This window comes from Rhizobium sp. N324 (assembly GCF_001664485.1).
Lineage (GTDB): Bacteria > Pseudomonadota > Alphaproteobacteria > Rhizobiales > Rhizobiaceae > Rhizobium.
This window is the reverse complement of the sequence record NZ_CP013634.1, coordinates 154,628-168,532: the sequence shown is the minus strand read 5'-3', so window position 1 is coordinate 168,532 and position 13,905 is coordinate 154,628. Positions and strand designations below refer to the sequence as shown.

The following is a 13,905-nucleotide window of genomic DNA, read 5'->3' as shown; positions in this document are numbered from 1 at the left end:
TCGCGACGCTGGGTTGGGATCATCGCCGATGGCAAGCCGGCCGAGGTAAGGCTGCGTGGCACGCGGGTTATTTTACTTCCAGTCGACATCGACTCATGATCCCAACAATCGCCTCCGCGACGAGTATGAGTTGATCAGGTCCGCGGTATCGTCCTCACCTTTCTCGCGCGCAATATCGGCGGCCGTTGCACCAGTGCGATCGGTCTTTGTCAGATCCGCATGGTTCTCCAACAATAGCTTTGCAACTTCGGTGTTTCCCCAGGCCGCCGCGCACATCAGCGGGGTCACCCCATCGACAGTCTCGGCGTTCACGTCCGCGCCAAGGGATAGTAGATAGTTTGCAACGGCTGCTTCGCCATTGGCAGATGCTTCGTGCAGTGCCGTCATTTCAACACGACCGGTCGCGTGTACCGATGCACCGTTCCGCACCAGCGTCTCAACCGCTGCAAGCAAACCTTCAGCTGCCGAGACCATGAGCGGTGTTCGACCATGTAGGCCGACTTCGTTCAAGTCGAGTTCCCGGGACTCGATTTCCAGCTGAGCTTGTGAAGCGCCGGCCACGATTCGTTCAATGAAACGCTCAATCTTCGACTGGTCGTTCATGGGAGTATGTTGAAGTTGCTGAGTTGAATTTGGTTCGGTAGCCCTTGATAGGATCGGTGTTGCAGGTGCGACATCGGGTAATCTCCCCGCCTTCAAAATAGAGTTTTCTCGGCAATGTGATCGAGCAGATCGTGACAACGAGCAGATTTAGCGAACCCAAATCCTTGCGATCTTTCATTAGGCGGAAGGTGTTGGACGCCGCCAAAATTTTTGGAAAGAGGACAAGGTCATCTTTTTTGCCATCTGGCAAGGCGCTCGCGCCGCGTCTGCGAAAATTCAAGGATATCGAATATAAAGCTGTCCTCTCCGGGAAAGTCTGTCCTGATCTGGGGGATCTGCTTACCTTCGCGGAGACGACGAATGATATCGAGGCCTCGAACGGTACGTCTTAGGCTAGATTCGTTCCAAAAATCATTGCTAAGAGGATTGCGGAATCTAGGCTCGCGGCGACCGGCTCCAGTCTCGACCATCCGGGAAAAGTCCTCAAACGTCTCATCGGATGTACGGTTGGCCCACCATGCGGTATTTGCGGATTTCATCCCGACTACCGAGTGCTCGGTTGTGTCAAGCGTTACATGGAGTCGCCACCATAACCGTAGCGGAATTGCATTTCTTCGCTCTTCACTCGCTTTTCGATCAGTATCAGAAATCCCTCCGCGCTGGGTGTAGGCAAATGCCTGAGCCTGAGCACGAGCCGAATGTTGTCCGGGGTCGTGCCCGGATGCCTGAGCCGGAACGCCTCGCTTCCCGCAACACCTATGCAGGCGTCTATCTTTTGCCCTAGGAAATCCATATGAAAAGTTATGATCTCTTCGTCTGACCATCCATGGAACGAGAGAGCCTGATCGGCCGTCCATGGCAATGTATCGTTGACGATCATCCGAACGTGATTGTTCGAATAGGGCACTTCCAAAACTAGATCGGCAATGCCCTCAAAGGTAGCGTGGTCGACGTCTGACATGATGGGATCGCGTTGCTACGCGTCAAATGCCGCTGATCAGCAAATAAGGATGGTGTTGGATCACTGACCATACGCGTTCCTCGAACCGGTCAAGGAATGTCAGCAGGGCTTTCCGATGGAATTTATGTTTGCGCGGCATCAGACCGGCGTACAGAACGTACTTGCCGACTATTGCACTCCAGGGCACATTCCCCCTCACGTCACGACGGAGTTCGTCAAGGCGCGCGAGAATATCTAGCCAAGTATCTCGCCCTATCCATGTGGTGCCCCAGTGACGATAGGCGTTCGACCAATCAGGGAAGGAACGGGCTACCAATCCCTCAATGAACAAGAAAGCTTCTTCTCGTATGTTGAATACGGCCGGGTTTAAGCGATCATAGCTGAATTGACCGAGAAAGTCGTGATCGCAAGGAATGAAATCAAAGGTGAGCCCGCCTCGCGGCCCATCTACAAAGCTATAGTCGATTGACATAAGAAAAGCGGGCACCGCGTGCCGCATCTGTGACGATCACCCGCAATAACAGCATGACGGTCCGATATCAACTCTTGCATCAAGCCCGCAGTAAGGGCCCGACACCTATCTTTATCCCTTCGGACGCTTGGATCATATTCCACGGTAATAGTTCCTCGATCTGGCTCTGCCTATGGCCTCTGGCGATGGCGGTGAGCGTTACGGTCAGATAAGCAAGGGGATCGATAGCGTTGAGCTTACAGGTCTCGACGAGCGAAGCGATGGTCGCCCAATTCTCCGCTCCGGCATCGCAACCGGCAAGGCATCGGCCATGGCAAATAGCGAGTGCTGGTCTTTGCCGAAACTGCGGTCTTTGGCGGAACGCACGATAAGGTCGACATTGGCGGGCCTTCGGGTGAAGGCTTCGTAGATATGGCTTTCGTCCCAGCCAGCGATAACTCTCCTTCTCCTCGATCGGACGCGCGCGCTGGGTGCCGCGCTTGCCCTGGTCGCGGCTTAGAAACTGTTCATGGATCGAAGGCCGCCACCGCCGCTGGCGCGGACCACCGTCGTATCCTGAATGGCCAGGATATGCCGATCCGCGCAGCGGCCGGCCGTGCGCAAGGCCGCTTCATCGATCATCGCTTGCGGATCGATTGCTCCAAAATGTGTGAATGCCATAGCCCAGTCTTGGTGGAAGTACCCGCCGAAGAATGACCTCAGGTCAGCATTATCACTTGTCGTCATGGTGCAGATATCCTGTGATGATCCGCCACCACCCGTACCTTCCAGTACAGCTCTTACGCCAGCACCAGGTACGGCAGCCGCGGCGCCACAAGCAAAGCCAGATTGAGCGTCTCCTGCCGTGGATTTACGCGCAGCGAACACACGGCTGAGGTCTGCTGTCGGCCCATGGCAGGTACCGCTTCCTACCTGCCCAGCAGAACTCGCGCGTTCTTTAACGTCTCATCGAGACGTTTGCGGTGTTTGCCTTGACCGATCTTGTTGCGATATTCCGCGATGGGAACTTTAACAATGTCCACGGCGTAAAGCGGCATCTTTCCGCGAGGAACTTCGAACGACATAACAAGTTGGTCGTCGCATAGCAGAGTGAAGAGGTCTTCGCCCTGTTCGGGTATCTCGTTTAGGACATGAAAGACGGAGCCACCTACACCGAGCGATTGAACAAGCTCTAAAAGAGCTGCGTCGCGTTCGAATTTCGCGGGCTGAAGCCTTCTATATTCTTCAAAACGATTTGTGAGGCGGGAGGGCATGAGGACGTCCGGTCCGGTGGGCAGTCTTTCAGTAAACCGTGGCAAGCAGTCCTGCAATCACCCCAGTTGGCGCATTCTTGCAATCTCTATCACAGCGATAGTCTCGAAACGAGCCAACGCTCTTGGTCAATGTACGAGCGAGACAGCGCTTATAGCGTTGCGACAGGTCGATAAGCTCATTCGTGGTCAAAGGCGGTCGTGACGCTCATTTGCTGCTTTGAATGTCTCCAACCTCCGCCTCGTCGACGTTGCCGCTGTAGACATCTAGGTCAAGTTCAAGTCCACGGACGCCGATGGCGCTCAATGCCTGGGGAGAGATACCCAAACCCTCGTTAGAAGTTGATAGAAAAAGTCCAACAAAGATTCTTCCTCGGTAGCGGCCAGCAAAATCTTTCCAGATATCAATGTTTTCGCTGAGGGGAGAGAATAGTGCGAGTATCTGGTGGTCAAGATTCCCCGGCTGTGCGTCCTCCGTCTGGAGAAGCCAAATGCCGGTGTGCGAGACGCGCTCCGTACCTCCGGGCGTAAGCAAGATGCCTCCCTTTCTTGCTCCTTTTGTGGGTTCACCAAGCCCGCGCGAAATTTCGTCTGGATCAAGATCATCACCGACAAAGCTTAGGGAGGCGACAGTTCTGTAAATATCGGCCATGCTTGACCTCCCCCAAATGGTCTCTTTATCTCCATAGCACTTTTTTTCCAGGAGTTCGTTAACCGCGCGTCGTTGTGACCTTGGCCGCAACTAACCCTTCACTGAGAAGGTCGACTATATGTTTAAGCCAGTTGCGCGCGCTCATATCGTCCGCAGTTGGCAAGCAGTAGCCACCTAATTCTTCGAGCAAACCACGCTCGATAACCGCATCGTCCTTTCGCCCAAGTAGCGACAGATCCGAGCAATGATTCGATCGATCTCGTCCCGGCCAGGCCTGCGTCTCAAAAACTGGACAATGACTTCATCAGGCGAGGACGCATCCATCTCCCAGTCTTGGTCGAAGTATCCGGTCAGCAATATCACTTGTCGTCATGGTGTAGGATAACCCATGATGGTTCGTAAGCGCTGTTTTTCTCGCACATTGACCAAGCGCGTCAGGCCGTTCCGAATACCTTCCGCTGTGACCGACATGGTAAGAATGTGCCAATTGCGGACATGTCACAGCTGCGTTAGTCCATAAGCCCGTACGAAGCCCATCCAGGACAGCGCATCATGGCTGATACCGAGTTTGTTCTTTCTCAAGACCGAATGCGCAGCTTTATTGAGGAAGAATTATCAGAGTGCATCATTACGAAAGATGACAATCTGCCTACCTCACGAAGGCCGGACCGCGATTTACTCGAACAACTGAACCTTCAACTGCAACAGCTTTTTATCAAACACCCTTCCTTTGCGACCGATGACTTCAGTTTCAAACCACATGAATACTCCGACGGCTCACGGATTTTCATAGTCGATCAGTTTGCCGGTTCTGGTCACCTGAAAATGCTGACGCTCCCGCTGTCCGGTTCGGGCAACACGGTGTTTCGTGTCATGCTTTCCTACCAAAGCTTCTTTGTGTGTGGTGACGCCCACATTTCTCCTTCAACCGCACTCAAGAAATTCTACTCGTCGGCGGTCGCCTCGGCGAAGAAGGGAACTAAGCGGCTTGAGTTGTGGCCGGGTCGAAGCATGTGGTTTGAGCAAGTTTTGTTGAAATCCCGCGCCGATGTTTTTAAAACTGTAAGAGCGTCATTTCGTCGTTCGTAAGAGCTTAGCTCTTTGTCCGCTTCGGGCCGATACTGTTGAAAAACTCTCCATTGCAGGCGCTTGGGACGCGTGATTCAATCCTGTGAGTGATTTGCAGGGGATCAGGCGAATGATGGGATGTCAGGCGGCTCCGGCGCAGCTCTTCTACGACTTCTGCCTCGATGATCACATCCTTAAGGATAGCCGCGTCAAGGTCGATGGGAGGGACGTCCGTCAAGCTCATGCCGACATTCCTAGAGTCTGTCAGCGCTAAACGGAATCGTGTGGAGATTCCCTTGTCTTCAATTTTGTGATTCAAGATCGTTGCTGGTGTGGAGGCCAGCAATGATGGTGCGACCTCTTTCTCTGGATTTGCGAACGCGCATTGCGACAGCGTTGAATGATGGCATGACGGTTCGCGCCGCAGCGGAGCGGTTCGGCATATCGGCTGCGACAGCGGTACGGATCGGACAGCTCGATCGTTCAGGTAAAGGCCTGATGCCGGCGAAGATCGGCGGCTATGTCAAACCGACACTGAGGGGTGCGGCCGCCGATGCCGTGCGTCAGCGGCTACAAGTCAAGTCCGACTGGACGGTGCGTGCACTGTCGGCGGACCTGAAGGCTGCGGGGATCAACGTGTCTCACGACACCGTCTGGCGCTTCCTGCGCAGCGAGGGCAAGACCTTCAAAAAAAACGCTGGTGGCAAGCGAGCAGGACCGCCCGAAGGTGGCCCGGTTCCGGATGCGATGGAAGACCCATCAGCATCGGCTTGATCCGGACCGTCTTGTCTTCATCGACGAGACCTGGGTCAAGACCAACATGACACGCACCTGCGGATGGTGTCAGCGGGGAGAGCCCCTCATTGCAAAAGTCCCTCATGGTCATTGGAAGACGCTGACCTTCCTGGCCGGCTTACGCCGCGATAGCATCGTTGCCCCCTTCGTCCTCGATGGTCCCATCAATGGCATCGCTTTTACCGCATGGGTTCGGCAATGTCTGGTCCCGACACTCAAAGCCGGTGACATCGTCATCCTCGATAATCTGGGGAGCCACAAGGGAAAGCCGGCCCGCGACTCGATCCGAGACGTCGGTGCACATCTCTTCTTCCTGCCGCCCTACAGCCCCGACCTCAATCCCATCGAGATGATGTTCGCAAAGCTCAAGACACTCGTCAGAAAGGCAGACGAACGAGCCGTCGAAACAACATGGAGACGCATTGGAGAGCTCTTGAAGGCGTTCAGTCCCCAGGAGTGCTCCAACTACCTCAGACATGCAGGGTATGGTTCATAATAAACCTGACAGACTCTAGACCGAACCGACCGCGCCATCAGCGATCACTGGCAAGCTGTAGTTCCAGCTGCCTCCTGGGGACCGGTGATCGTTTTGATGCCCCTAAGCAGGTCGCCGATAGCGCCCTGTCTACTGCCTCTACGTCGGATCTGCTTCCGGCGTCCAACCAGCTTCAATGCGCTCTACCAATATTGTATCATTCCAGATTGCTCGAATCGAAAGCTGACGCTGTTCGGCAGTCAACTGCCCGATCGGCCATTCTTTCTCGCCATCCCACAGCCACCAAACCTCTACTTTTCGCGTAGCCGGATCTACAACACCAGCACGGAATATAGGGAATTTCCTGGCTTCAACTGGCAGCGCCTCATCGCCTGCGATTGATACGATACGTCGATGAACGGCCGCGTTAAGCGGAAAGAAGCACATAAACACCGGTCGGCTGCGCACGAGATCGGCGAAGCTATCAGGCCGGGCATTAAAGAGTTTCCCGAATACGCGCAGCAACGCGCCATATTGCTTGTGCCTATGCGCGTAATGTGCATAGGCCAATCCCTTCGCCGTGTTGATCTCGACGATATCGCCGATCCTCAGCTTCGCCATTGGACGCCAATTTCAATCCAGGAGGGCACCGGCATATCCAGGCCGAAATAATCGTCCACATAGTCAAGACCAGCCGCTTCGAGGCGCCCCATGATTGCTCGGTAGGCTTCTTCCCCGAACAAAGGTCCGAACGTCAGGAGATCCCCGTTTTCCGCAATGAGATCGATTCCCTGCATCACTTCGACAAGGACTTGGCGGGAAAGCTTCTTTTCAATCAGAGCGGCTTTTCTTATTATCAACCCGCATTCATTTGTCGCAGCAATGTAAGCCATTTCAATATCCCCAGGCCATTACACCTTCTGGCATATGCAACTATCGATCGTTAAGCCTTCGAATTTCTGCTTCGCTATACATGCCTTCGTATTCCCATGAGAAATATCTTCGAAGATTTACTATGCAGCCGTACCAGGTATCAGCCTCGCAATTGGCAATTATTGAGAGAATATTCTCCTTGAATTTGCCGTAGCTATATGTATCCATCAAGATAATTTTCGCATTTCCCCTCAGAGTGCTCTTCAGCTCCTCCGTAACAACTATACATTGAAAGGTATCTGCCGCCGCGGAGCCAACTGGTCCAATGTCTAGCGATAGTTGAAATTTCACCCTGGCGAGATCCGGAGCTTCATAACCCTGCTCCTTGAGAAGATCGATTTCCCAGAATGGATCAGGCAAATCGGCCGAGGTAAGGCTGCGTGGCACAAGGGTTATTTTACGTCCAGTCGGCATTGACATTCCATTCCTTGCAAAGCCGCCCTCACGCTCTCAGCGGCAACTATTCCGTCCAAGCGAGGAAACTTTCAATCATTTCATTGAGGTTCATTGGCCCGCCGAATGCCTCAAAGGCTTGATCATTTCTGCGAGCAACAAACCAGTCATGCTGCGATCGTTCAACTCGGATCTCCGGAAACTCCTTGTCCTGAAGGCCCGTTCCCGCGAGATCGGCTTTCATCGACCAACCGGGATTGTCGATGGTATCGATTTTGATTCCATGGTCCTCATGCCATTCGCCCACGCATTGGCGCTCGAACCAGGCGCACAGCCTTGAAATAGAATCCATAGTGATCTGCCCTCCGATCTTTCAGGCTGTCAGGGTGCTATCCGTCGTCGTCAGCTGTTGAGCCGGTGCTGGGGTTCGTCCGATCATTCCGGACGCCCCTCGCTCTAGCCGTCCCTTTTGCGTGTTGCCACACCGCCTCAAACTCTTCTCTCGATATCACCTCCGGTTCAAACACGGGATCGACCGCGATGACCTCCAATAAAGGGCAAGGTTCGATACCCAGCTCGGTGCTGCCCGAACTCTCATCACAATCGGCAAAGTCTGTCGTGCCGTCGGCGTAGGCCTCGACCTTTCGGACCTCCCACCTATCAGGATCCAATTCGCTGTAGAGAAGCACGGGCATGTCCGGCAGCGAATGCAGCCATTTGACCTTTATATATTTCATTGCCCGTGCGCCCTTCCGCTGACGATAATTCTGCCTATAAGCTCGGGTGAGCTTCAGCAACCCATCCGCTACGTGAACCTTCCCGCCCGCATCGACAGCTGCTTTAATGCGTTTTGCTGGATGATGATATTTTGATCCGTGCTTAACGCCATCAAGAAGGCCTGCGCCCGGGGGTCGGCGATCGCGCCGAGTGCCCAAATAGCTTTGACGGCAAGCGCTCGGGCGTCGTCAAACTCCAGATAGCTCGGGACCCAATGAGTGACCTTGTAAAGGGCCTCGACGGCTTCCGGTGCTTTCAGATCGGCCAGAGCAGAGACAACATCCTCATGCTTGAAATGCCAGCCCTCCTGTAGCAACTGCAAAAGCAGGCCCATGCTCTCCTTGGTGAAGCCGAAGCTGAAGCCAACGATCAATGCGCATTCCAGGTCATCGGCAATCTTCGATTCGATCGCCTCGGCTAGAAGTTCATTTGTTAGGATCTTCCCGTCTCGAAAGCGTTCTAAAAATTCCTGTTTGGATATGCATTGCCCGGCGAACTTGGTGCAAGGCACCGCAACGAGCCGCGTGATCAGTTCACGTTCATCTTCTGTCATGTGAGCCGCCCTGTGATCGGGGACCTGTGTAACTCTGCCATAATCGACATATCTCTGAGATCTGCGGGCTAATCGTTGATAGCGGATGGATAACGCTACGAAATCACACAAATCCTCCAGCGCCCCCTCTTGATGTATCACAATTTCCGATATACATCATCCCATCGAGAACGATGGGGATATAATGGAACGTTCGTTTTTGACGATTGCCGCCGGCGAGAATAATGAGGCGATACGGGCGCTTTCGGCGCCGGCGCGGGTTGAGATGCTCAAGCTGCTCTGCGCCAAAGGGCCGACAAATATCAATGATATCGCGCAGGCACTTTCCCTGCCGCAATCGACTGTTGCCACCGGCATCCAGATTTTGGAAGAGGCCGGCCTCGTCGAATCCCGGCTGGCCAAGGCGCGCAAGGGCAACCAGAAGATCTGCTCGGCCGTCTACAGCGAAATCCTGATCAGCTTCGAGGAAAGTGCCGCTCAACGGGCCAACAATATCATCGAAGTCGAGATGCCGGTGGGGCTCTACACCAGCTGCGACGTGCATGCGCCCTGCGGTCTTTGCTCCAGTGAGAGCGTCATCGGCCCCCTCGATGTGCCCGATTATTTCCTTGATCCGCAGCGCATGCAGGCGGGGCTCGTCTGGTTCGGCCGGGGCTATGTCGAGTATAAATTCCCCAACAATGCCAAGGTCTTGAATAAGGACATCCGAGCCATCGAATTTTCGATGGAGCTGTCGTCCGAGGTGCCCGGCACCAATCCGGACTGGCCTTCCGACATCACGCTCTGGGTCAACGGCATGGCGATCGGCACCTGGACCTCGCCCGGCGACTACGGCGACAAGCGCGGCGCCTTCACGCCGGCCTGGTGGAAGCTGGAAGGCTCGCAATATGGGGCGATGAAGACCTGGCGCATCTCGACGCGCGGCACCTTCATCGACGGTGTCGCCGCATCGAATGTCACGCTCGGCGATCTCGCGCTCGGCCAGCACTCGTCCATTCGGCTGCGCGTCGGCATCGCCGAAAATGCCGGCCACACCGGCGGCGTCAATATTTTCGGCCGCGGCTTCGGAAATCACGGCCGCGACATCATCATGCGGCTGCACGTCTGATTAGACAATATCGGAAATACTGATTTAAAAAGCCCGATTTTTTATTGATTCAGCGACGGCTAATTTACAGCAAGCAATTGATATGAAATGAATTTTCTCCAATTGCGCAATAGTATGATTAAATGCGAACCTTGGTTGACACAACGACATTCCTGATATCAAGTTAGAGGCAAGAAAACAAAATTTCTGATACATAAACGGGAGGATCCGTTGAAGACCAATGTCGTTGCCCACCGCGATTTCCGCATCGCGACCATTGATTCCAGGCTTTACAGCTCATTTCTCGAGCATCTCGGCAGAGCGATCTACGGCGGCATCTACGAGCCCGGACATCCGACAGCCGACGAGGACGGTTTCCGCCGCGACGTGCTCGATCTGGTGCGTGATCTCGACACGCCCTACTGCCGTTATCCCGGCGGCAATTTCGTCTCGGCCTATAATTGGGAAGATGGCGTCGGCCCGCGCTCTGAGCGCCCCGTCCGCCTCGACCTTGCCTGGCGCACCCGCGAAGCCAACCAGATCGGCGTCAACGAATTCGTCGACTGGTGCAAGAAGGCGAACACCAAGCCGATGCTCGCCGTCAATCTCGGATCCCGCGGCCTGGATGCCGCCCGCAATTTCCTCGAATATTGCAACCATCCCGGCGGCACCTATTATTCCGATCTGCGCCGCAAACACGGCTGGGCCAATCCGCACGATGTCAAATTGTGGTGCCTCGGCAATGAGATGGACGGACCCTGGCAGGTCGGCCACAAATCGGCCTATGAATATGGCCGGCTGGCAGACGAAACGGCCAAGGCCATGCGCGGCTTCGACAAGTCGCTCGAACTCGTGGTTTGCGGCTCCTCCAATTCCGACATGAAGACCTATCCCGATTGGGAGGCTCAGGTGCTCGAGCAGTGCTACGACAGCGCCGACCATATCTCGCTGCATATGTATTTCGCCAACCGCGAGAAGAATACGCTGAACTATCTCTCCCGCGCGACGAAGCTCGACCGCTACATCACCACGATCGGCGGCGTGATCGACTACATCAAGGCGAAAAAGCGCTCGAAGAAGACGATCGGCATTTCCTTCGACGAATGGAACGTCTGGTACCATTCCAACCAGCAGGACAAGGAAATCCTGGCGCGCGACGAGTGGCCGGATGCGCCGCATCTGCTTGAAGACGTCTATAATTTCGAGGACGTGCTGCAGGTCGGCGGTATCCTGAACACCTTCATCCGCCGTTCCGACCGGGTGCGCATCGCCTGCATCGCCCAGCTCGTCAACGTCATCGCCCCGATCATGACCGACGACGGCGGGGCCGCCTGGCGCCAGACGATTTATTATCCCTTCTATTACGCCTCCCGATATGGCCGTGGAACGGCACTGCAGCTGGTCGTCGATGGCCCGACCTATGACAGCGACGAGGAGAACGACGTTCCCTATCTCGACGTCTCGGCGGTCCATTCCGAGGATGGCAAGACGCTGACCTTCCTTGCCGTCAACCGCCACCCGAACACGGCGCTCGATCTCGATGTGCGACTGGAAGGTTTTGGAGCCGCGAGCGTCGTCGAGCAGGTGGAGATGACCCATAGCGATCTCGAAGCCGTCAACACGGCGCAGCGGCAGGATACGGTCGCCCCCGTCAAAGCCGAGGGCGCCAAGATCGAGGACGGACGGTTGCGGGCGGCGCTGAAGCCGCTGTCCTACAACGTCATTCGGCTGTCGGTGTGACAGCCGCCGCCGGATAAGGCCCACTGGCCCCGGCTCAAGAGATTCGGCTCGACTGCGAGGAGGCAGGCGGGCCGGAAGGATGGTTCGCCAGAGCCCAGGACCTGAAGTCCCGAGCCTTTGCAAACCGACAACCGCGACGTGCCCATGCGTGCCCTTGCGGCCGCCGATCGTCGCTTTCTAGGGAGGAGTTCATGCAACAGTTGAAGAGGCTCGCCTTTGGCGTCGCGCTGGCCGCACTCGGCCTGACGGCGGCGGCCAGGGCCGATGACTACACCTCCTTGCCGCGCAAGGAGACGCTCATCGTCGAAAATCCGGAAGGGACGATCAAAAATCCCGGCTGGTTCAACATCTGGGTCAATGCCGGCGCCGGTGTTTCCACCGGTCTGCAGCAGCTGACCATGGATACGCTCTGGTATATCGACCCCGAACAAGGGCTTGGCGGCTCGACCTGGGATAATTCGCTCGCCGCCGACAAGCCGCAATATAATGCCGACTTCACCGAGATGACCGTGAAACTGCGCAAGGGGCTCTTCTGGAGCGACGGCGTCGAGTTCACGGCAGACGACGTGGTCTATACCGTCAAGACGCAGATGGATCACCCCGGCATGGTCTGGAGTGCGGCCTTCTCGGTGCAGGTGGCAAGCGTCGAGGCGACCGATCCCCAAACCGTGGTGTTCAAGCTGAAGAAGCCCAATTCGCGCTTCCACGCGCTTTTCACCGTGCGCTGGAACGGCGCCTGGATCATGCCCAAGCATGTGTTCGAGAAAGTGGCCGATCCGCTTCGCTACGATTTCGCCAATCCGGTCTCGCTCGGCGCCTACAAGCTCAAGGCCTACGACCCTCAGGGCAAGTGGTATACCTGGGAGAAGCGCGACGACTGGCAGAAGACATCGCTTGCCCGCTTCGGCGAGCCGGCCCCGAAATACGTGACCTATGTCGATCCCGGCCCGCCGGATAAACGCACCATCGCCCAGCTCGAGCACAATCTCGATATCATCCACGACAATACGCCCGAGGGCATGTTCACGCTGAAGGAAAAATCCAAGTCGATCGAGACCTGGTTCCCGGGCTTCCCCTTCGCCCATCCCGATCCGACACTGCCGGCGGTGATCTTCAACACCCAGGATCCGACCTTCAACAATCCCGATGTGCGCTGGGCGCTTGCCCTGCTGATCGACATCAAGGCCGTCGACATGGCGAGCTATCGCGGCACCGCCACGCTCTCGGCACTCGGTGTGCCGCCGACGGCGATCGCCATGAAAGACTATCAGGCGCCGATGCAGGATTGGCTGAAGGATTTCGAGATCGACACCGGCAAGCAGAAGATCAAGCCCTACGACCCGACGATCGGGCAGCAGGTCGCCGATCTCCTGCGCAAGCAGCCGAAATTCAAGGACCAGATCCCGACCGATCCTGAGGCGATCAGCACGGCCTTCGGTTATGGCTGGTGGAAGCCCAATCCGCAGGCAGCCGCCGAGCTGCTTGAAAAGGCCGGCTTCAAGAAGAGCGGCGGCAAATGGATGACCCCGGATGGCCAGCCGTTCAAGATCCGGATGACGGTGGAGGGCGACACGCGCTCCGTCTTCACCCGGGCCGGCACGCTGATTGCACAGCAATGGGCCGCCTTCGGCATCGATGCCAAAGCCGTGCCGACGACCAACCTGTGGCAGGTGGCGCTGCAGCCCGGCGATTTCCAGGTGGCGATTGCCTGGAGCGTCGAGACCTGGGGCGGCGATCCCGATCTGTCGTTCTTCCTCGACAGCTGGCACTCGCAGTTCGTCGCCAAGAAGGGTGAAGTTCAGCCGCCGCGCAACTGGCAGCGCTGGACCAATCCGGAACTCGACAAGATCATCGAGACCATCCGCGGCATCAGCGCCGACGATCCCAAGGGCATCGAGCTCGGCAAGGATTATCTGAAGCTGGTCGCCAAAGAAATGCCGACGATCCCGCTGATGTCCTACAACGTCTTCACCTCGATGGACACGACCTATTGGACCGGTTACCCCACCATCGCAGACCCCTATACCGACCCGGTTCCGAACTGGGCGAATTCCAGGCTGATGATGGTCAAGCTGAAGCCGGCTCAACCGAAATAATCCTCCCAACGCCGGCGCTTTAGCCACGCGCCGGCCCCTTATCGGCGGGC

18 protein-coding genes and 1 pseudogene are annotated in these 13,905 nt (G+C 56.1%); 5 read left to right on the top strand and 14 right to left on the bottom strand.

Going from position 1 to position 13,905, the window contains the following annotated elements; translation table 11 throughout:
* Positions 1-93: 93 nt before the first annotated feature.
* The 7 genes and pseudogenes from AMK05_RS28385 to AMK05_RS28365 all read right to left on the bottom strand — a co-directional run bounded on the left by AMK05_RS28385 (position 94) and on the right by AMK05_RS28365 (position 3,938).
* Positions 94-603, bottom strand: coding sequence for an ankyrin repeat domain-containing protein (locus AMK05_RS28385; RefSeq protein ID WP_064843219.1), 510 nt, complete (start codon positions 601-603; stop codon positions 94-96).
* 571 nt (positions 604-1,174) lie between these two features.
* Positions 1,175-1,564: a hypothetical protein gene (locus AMK05_RS28380; protein WP_064843217.1), complete on the bottom strand. Its 390-nt coding sequence runs from the start codon at positions 1,562-1,564 to the stop codon at positions 1,175-1,177.
* A gap of 22 nt (positions 1,565-1,586) precedes the next feature.
* Positions 1,587-2,063, bottom strand: coding sequence for a hypothetical protein (locus AMK05_RS28375; RefSeq protein WP_064843214.1), 477 nt, complete (start codon positions 2,061-2,063; stop codon positions 1,587-1,589).
* 52 nt (positions 2,064-2,115) lie between these two features.
* Positions 2,116-2,334 (bottom strand): annotated as a pseudogene (locus tag AMK05_RS34160) (transposase domain-containing protein); the annotation flags it as partial.
* A 197-nt stretch (positions 2,335-2,531) separates the two neighbouring features.
* Positions 2,532-2,762 (bottom strand): hypothetical protein, encoded by a 231-nt coding sequence (locus AMK05_RS34960; protein WP_143535772.1) that lies wholly within the window; start codon positions 2,760-2,762, stop codon positions 2,532-2,534.
* A 182-nt stretch (positions 2,763-2,944) separates the two neighbouring features.
* Positions 2,945-3,289 carry a hypothetical protein gene (locus AMK05_RS28370; protein WP_064843212.1) on the bottom strand — a complete coding sequence of 115 codons (345 nt, stop codon included), beginning with the start codon at positions 3,287-3,289 and terminating at the stop codon, positions 2,945-2,947.
* Positions 3,290-3,494: 205 nt separating this feature from the next.
* Positions 3,495-3,938 (bottom strand): DUF4279 domain-containing protein, encoded by a 444-nt coding sequence (locus tag AMK05_RS28365; RefSeq protein ID WP_064843209.1) that lies wholly within the window; start codon positions 3,936-3,938, stop codon positions 3,495-3,497.
* Positions 3,939-4,490: 552 nt separating this feature from the next.
* Between AMK05_RS28365 and AMK05_RS28360 the strand changes: the two genes are divergently transcribed.
* Complete coding sequence (locus AMK05_RS28360) at positions 4,491-5,027, top strand: hypothetical protein (protein WP_064843207.1); 537 nt, start codon at positions 4,491-4,493, stop codon at positions 5,025-5,027.
* Between the two features lie 4 nt (positions 5,028-5,031).
* Here the strand turns inward: AMK05_RS28360 and AMK05_RS28355 are convergent, their stop codons facing one another.
* Positions 5,032-5,250: a hypothetical protein gene (locus tag AMK05_RS28355; RefSeq protein ID WP_064843204.1), complete on the bottom strand. Its 219-nt coding sequence runs from the start codon at positions 5,248-5,250 to the stop codon at positions 5,032-5,034.
* A gap of 104 nt (positions 5,251-5,354) precedes the next feature.
* Here AMK05_RS28355 and AMK05_RS34155 point away from each other — a divergent pair.
* A protein-coding gene (locus AMK05_RS34155; RefSeq protein WP_171899878.1) for an IS630 family transposase occupies positions 5,355-6,297 on the top strand; the annotation gives its coding sequence in 2 pieces (ribosomal slippage) (positions 5,355-5,693 and positions 5,695-6,297; 942 coding nt in all).
* A 138-nt stretch (positions 6,298-6,435) separates the two neighbouring features.
* On the opposite strand, the gene AMK05_RS28340 is transcribed toward AMK05_RS34155, so the two are convergent.
* From AMK05_RS28340 to AMK05_RS28315, 6 genes are all read right to left on the bottom strand, one after another.
* Entirely contained in the window at positions 6,436-6,897 is a 462-nt protein-coding gene (locus AMK05_RS28340; RefSeq protein WP_064843197.1) for a hypothetical protein, read from the bottom strand.
* The gene (locus AMK05_RS28335; RefSeq protein ID WP_049732966.1) at positions 6,885-7,169 is read right to left on the bottom strand and encodes a hypothetical protein; all 285 of its coding nucleotides are present in this window, start codon (positions 7,167-7,169) and stop codon (positions 6,885-6,887) included. The genes AMK05_RS28340 and AMK05_RS28335 overlap by 13 nt, the downstream gene beginning before the upstream one ends.
* Positions 7,170-7,209: 40 nt before the next feature.
* A complete protein-coding gene (locus AMK05_RS28330; protein WP_171899870.1) occupies positions 7,210-7,623 on the bottom strand; it encodes an Imm8 family immunity protein in 414 nt (137 codons plus the stop codon).
* 46 nt (positions 7,624-7,669) lie between these two features.
* Complete coding sequence (locus tag AMK05_RS28325) at positions 7,670-7,954, bottom strand: immunity 53 family protein (protein WP_064843193.1); 285 nt, start codon at positions 7,952-7,954, stop codon at positions 7,670-7,672.
* 37 nt (positions 7,955-7,991) lie between these two features.
* On the bottom strand, positions 7,992-8,339 hold the full coding sequence (locus AMK05_RS28320) for a DUF6881 domain-containing protein (RefSeq protein WP_064843191.1): 348 nt from the start codon (positions 8,337-8,339) through the stop codon (positions 7,992-7,994).
* A gap of 68 nt (positions 8,340-8,407) precedes the next feature.
* Positions 8,408-8,932: a HEAT repeat domain-containing protein gene (locus AMK05_RS28315; RefSeq protein ID WP_064843189.1), complete on the bottom strand. Its 525-nt coding sequence runs from the start codon at positions 8,930-8,932 to the stop codon at positions 8,408-8,410.
* Between the two features lie 184 nt (positions 8,933-9,116).
* On the opposite strand from AMK05_RS28315, the gene AMK05_RS28310 reads away from it, so the two are divergent.
* The 3 genes from AMK05_RS28310 (at position 9,117) to AMK05_RS28300 (ending at position 13,855) form a co-directional block, all read left to right on the top strand.
* Positions 9,117-10,040, top strand: coding sequence for an ArsR/SmtB family transcription factor (locus AMK05_RS28310; protein WP_064843185.1), 924 nt, complete (start codon positions 9,117-9,119; stop codon positions 10,038-10,040).
* Positions 10,041-10,250: 210 nt separating this feature from the next.
* The gene (arfA, locus tag AMK05_RS28305) at positions 10,251-11,759 is read left to right on the top strand and encodes an arabinosylfuranosidase ArfA (protein ID WP_064843183.1); all 1,509 of its coding nucleotides are present in this window, start codon (positions 10,251-10,253) and stop codon (positions 11,757-11,759) included.
* 191 nt (positions 11,760-11,950) lie between these two features.
* Positions 11,951-13,855: an ABC transporter substrate-binding protein gene (locus AMK05_RS28300; protein WP_064843181.1), complete on the top strand. Its 1,905-nt coding sequence runs from the start codon at positions 11,951-11,953 to the stop codon at positions 13,853-13,855.
* Positions 13,856-13,905 lie beyond the last annotated feature (50 nt).

Bases quoted from the DNA above. Each gene is read 5' to 3' on its own strand.
- AMK05_RS28300 (WP_064843181.1), top strand. From the start codon at position 11,951: ATGCAACAGTTGAAGAGGCTCGCCTTTGGCGTCGCGCTGGCCGCACTC.
- AMK05_RS28315 (WP_064843189.1), bottom strand. From the start codon at position 8,932: ATGACAGAAGATGAACGTGAACTGATCACGCGGCTCGTTGCGGTGCCT.
- AMK05_RS28330 (WP_171899870.1), bottom strand. From the start codon at position 7,623: ATGCCGACTGGACGTAAAATAACCCTTGTGCCACGCAGCCTTACCTCG.
- AMK05_RS28385 (WP_064843219.1), bottom strand. From the start codon at position 603: ATGAACGACCAGTCGAAGATTGAGCGTTTCATTGAACGAATCGTGGCC.
- AMK05_RS28370 (WP_064843212.1), bottom strand. From the start codon at position 3,289: ATGCCCTCCCGCCTCACAAATCGTTTTGAAGAATATAGAAGGCTTCAG.
- AMK05_RS28310 (WP_064843185.1), top strand. From the start codon at position 9,117: ATGGAACGTTCGTTTTTGACGATTGCCGCCGGCGAGAATAATGAGGCG.
- AMK05_RS28320 (WP_064843191.1), bottom strand. From the start codon at position 8,339: ATGAAATATATAAAGGTCAAATGGCTGCATTCGCTGCCGGACATGCCC.
- AMK05_RS28355 (WP_064843204.1), bottom strand. From the start codon at position 5,250: ATGAGCTTGACGGACGTCCCTCCCATCGACCTTGACGCGGCTATCCTT.
- AMK05_RS28375 (WP_064843214.1), bottom strand. From the start codon at position 2,063: ATGCGGCACGCGGTGCCCGCTTTTCTTATGTCAATCGACTATAGCTTT.
- AMK05_RS28365 (WP_064843209.1), bottom strand. From the start codon at position 3,938: ATGGCCGATATTTACAGAACTGTCGCCTCCCTAAGCTTTGTCGGTGAT.
- AMK05_RS28340 (WP_064843197.1), bottom strand. From the start codon at position 6,897: ATGGCGAAGCTGAGGATCGGCGATATCGTCGAGATCAACACGGCGAAG.
- AMK05_RS28380 (WP_064843217.1), bottom strand. From the start codon at position 1,564: ATGTCAGACGTCGACCACGCTACCTTTGAGGGCATTGCCGATCTAGTT.
- AMK05_RS28335 (WP_049732966.1), bottom strand. From the start codon at position 7,169: ATGGCTTACATTGCTGCGACAAATGAATGCGGGTTGATAATAAGAAAA.
- AMK05_RS34960 (WP_143535772.1), bottom strand. From the start codon at position 2,762: ATGACGACAAGTGATAATGCTGACCTGAGGTCATTCTTCGGCGGGTAC.
- AMK05_RS28360 (WP_064843207.1), top strand. From the start codon at position 4,491: ATGGCTGATACCGAGTTTGTTCTTTCTCAAGACCGAATGCGCAGCTTT.
- AMK05_RS28325 (WP_064843193.1), bottom strand. From the start codon at position 7,954: ATGGATTCTATTTCAAGGCTGTGCGCCTGGTTCGAGCGCCAATGCGTG.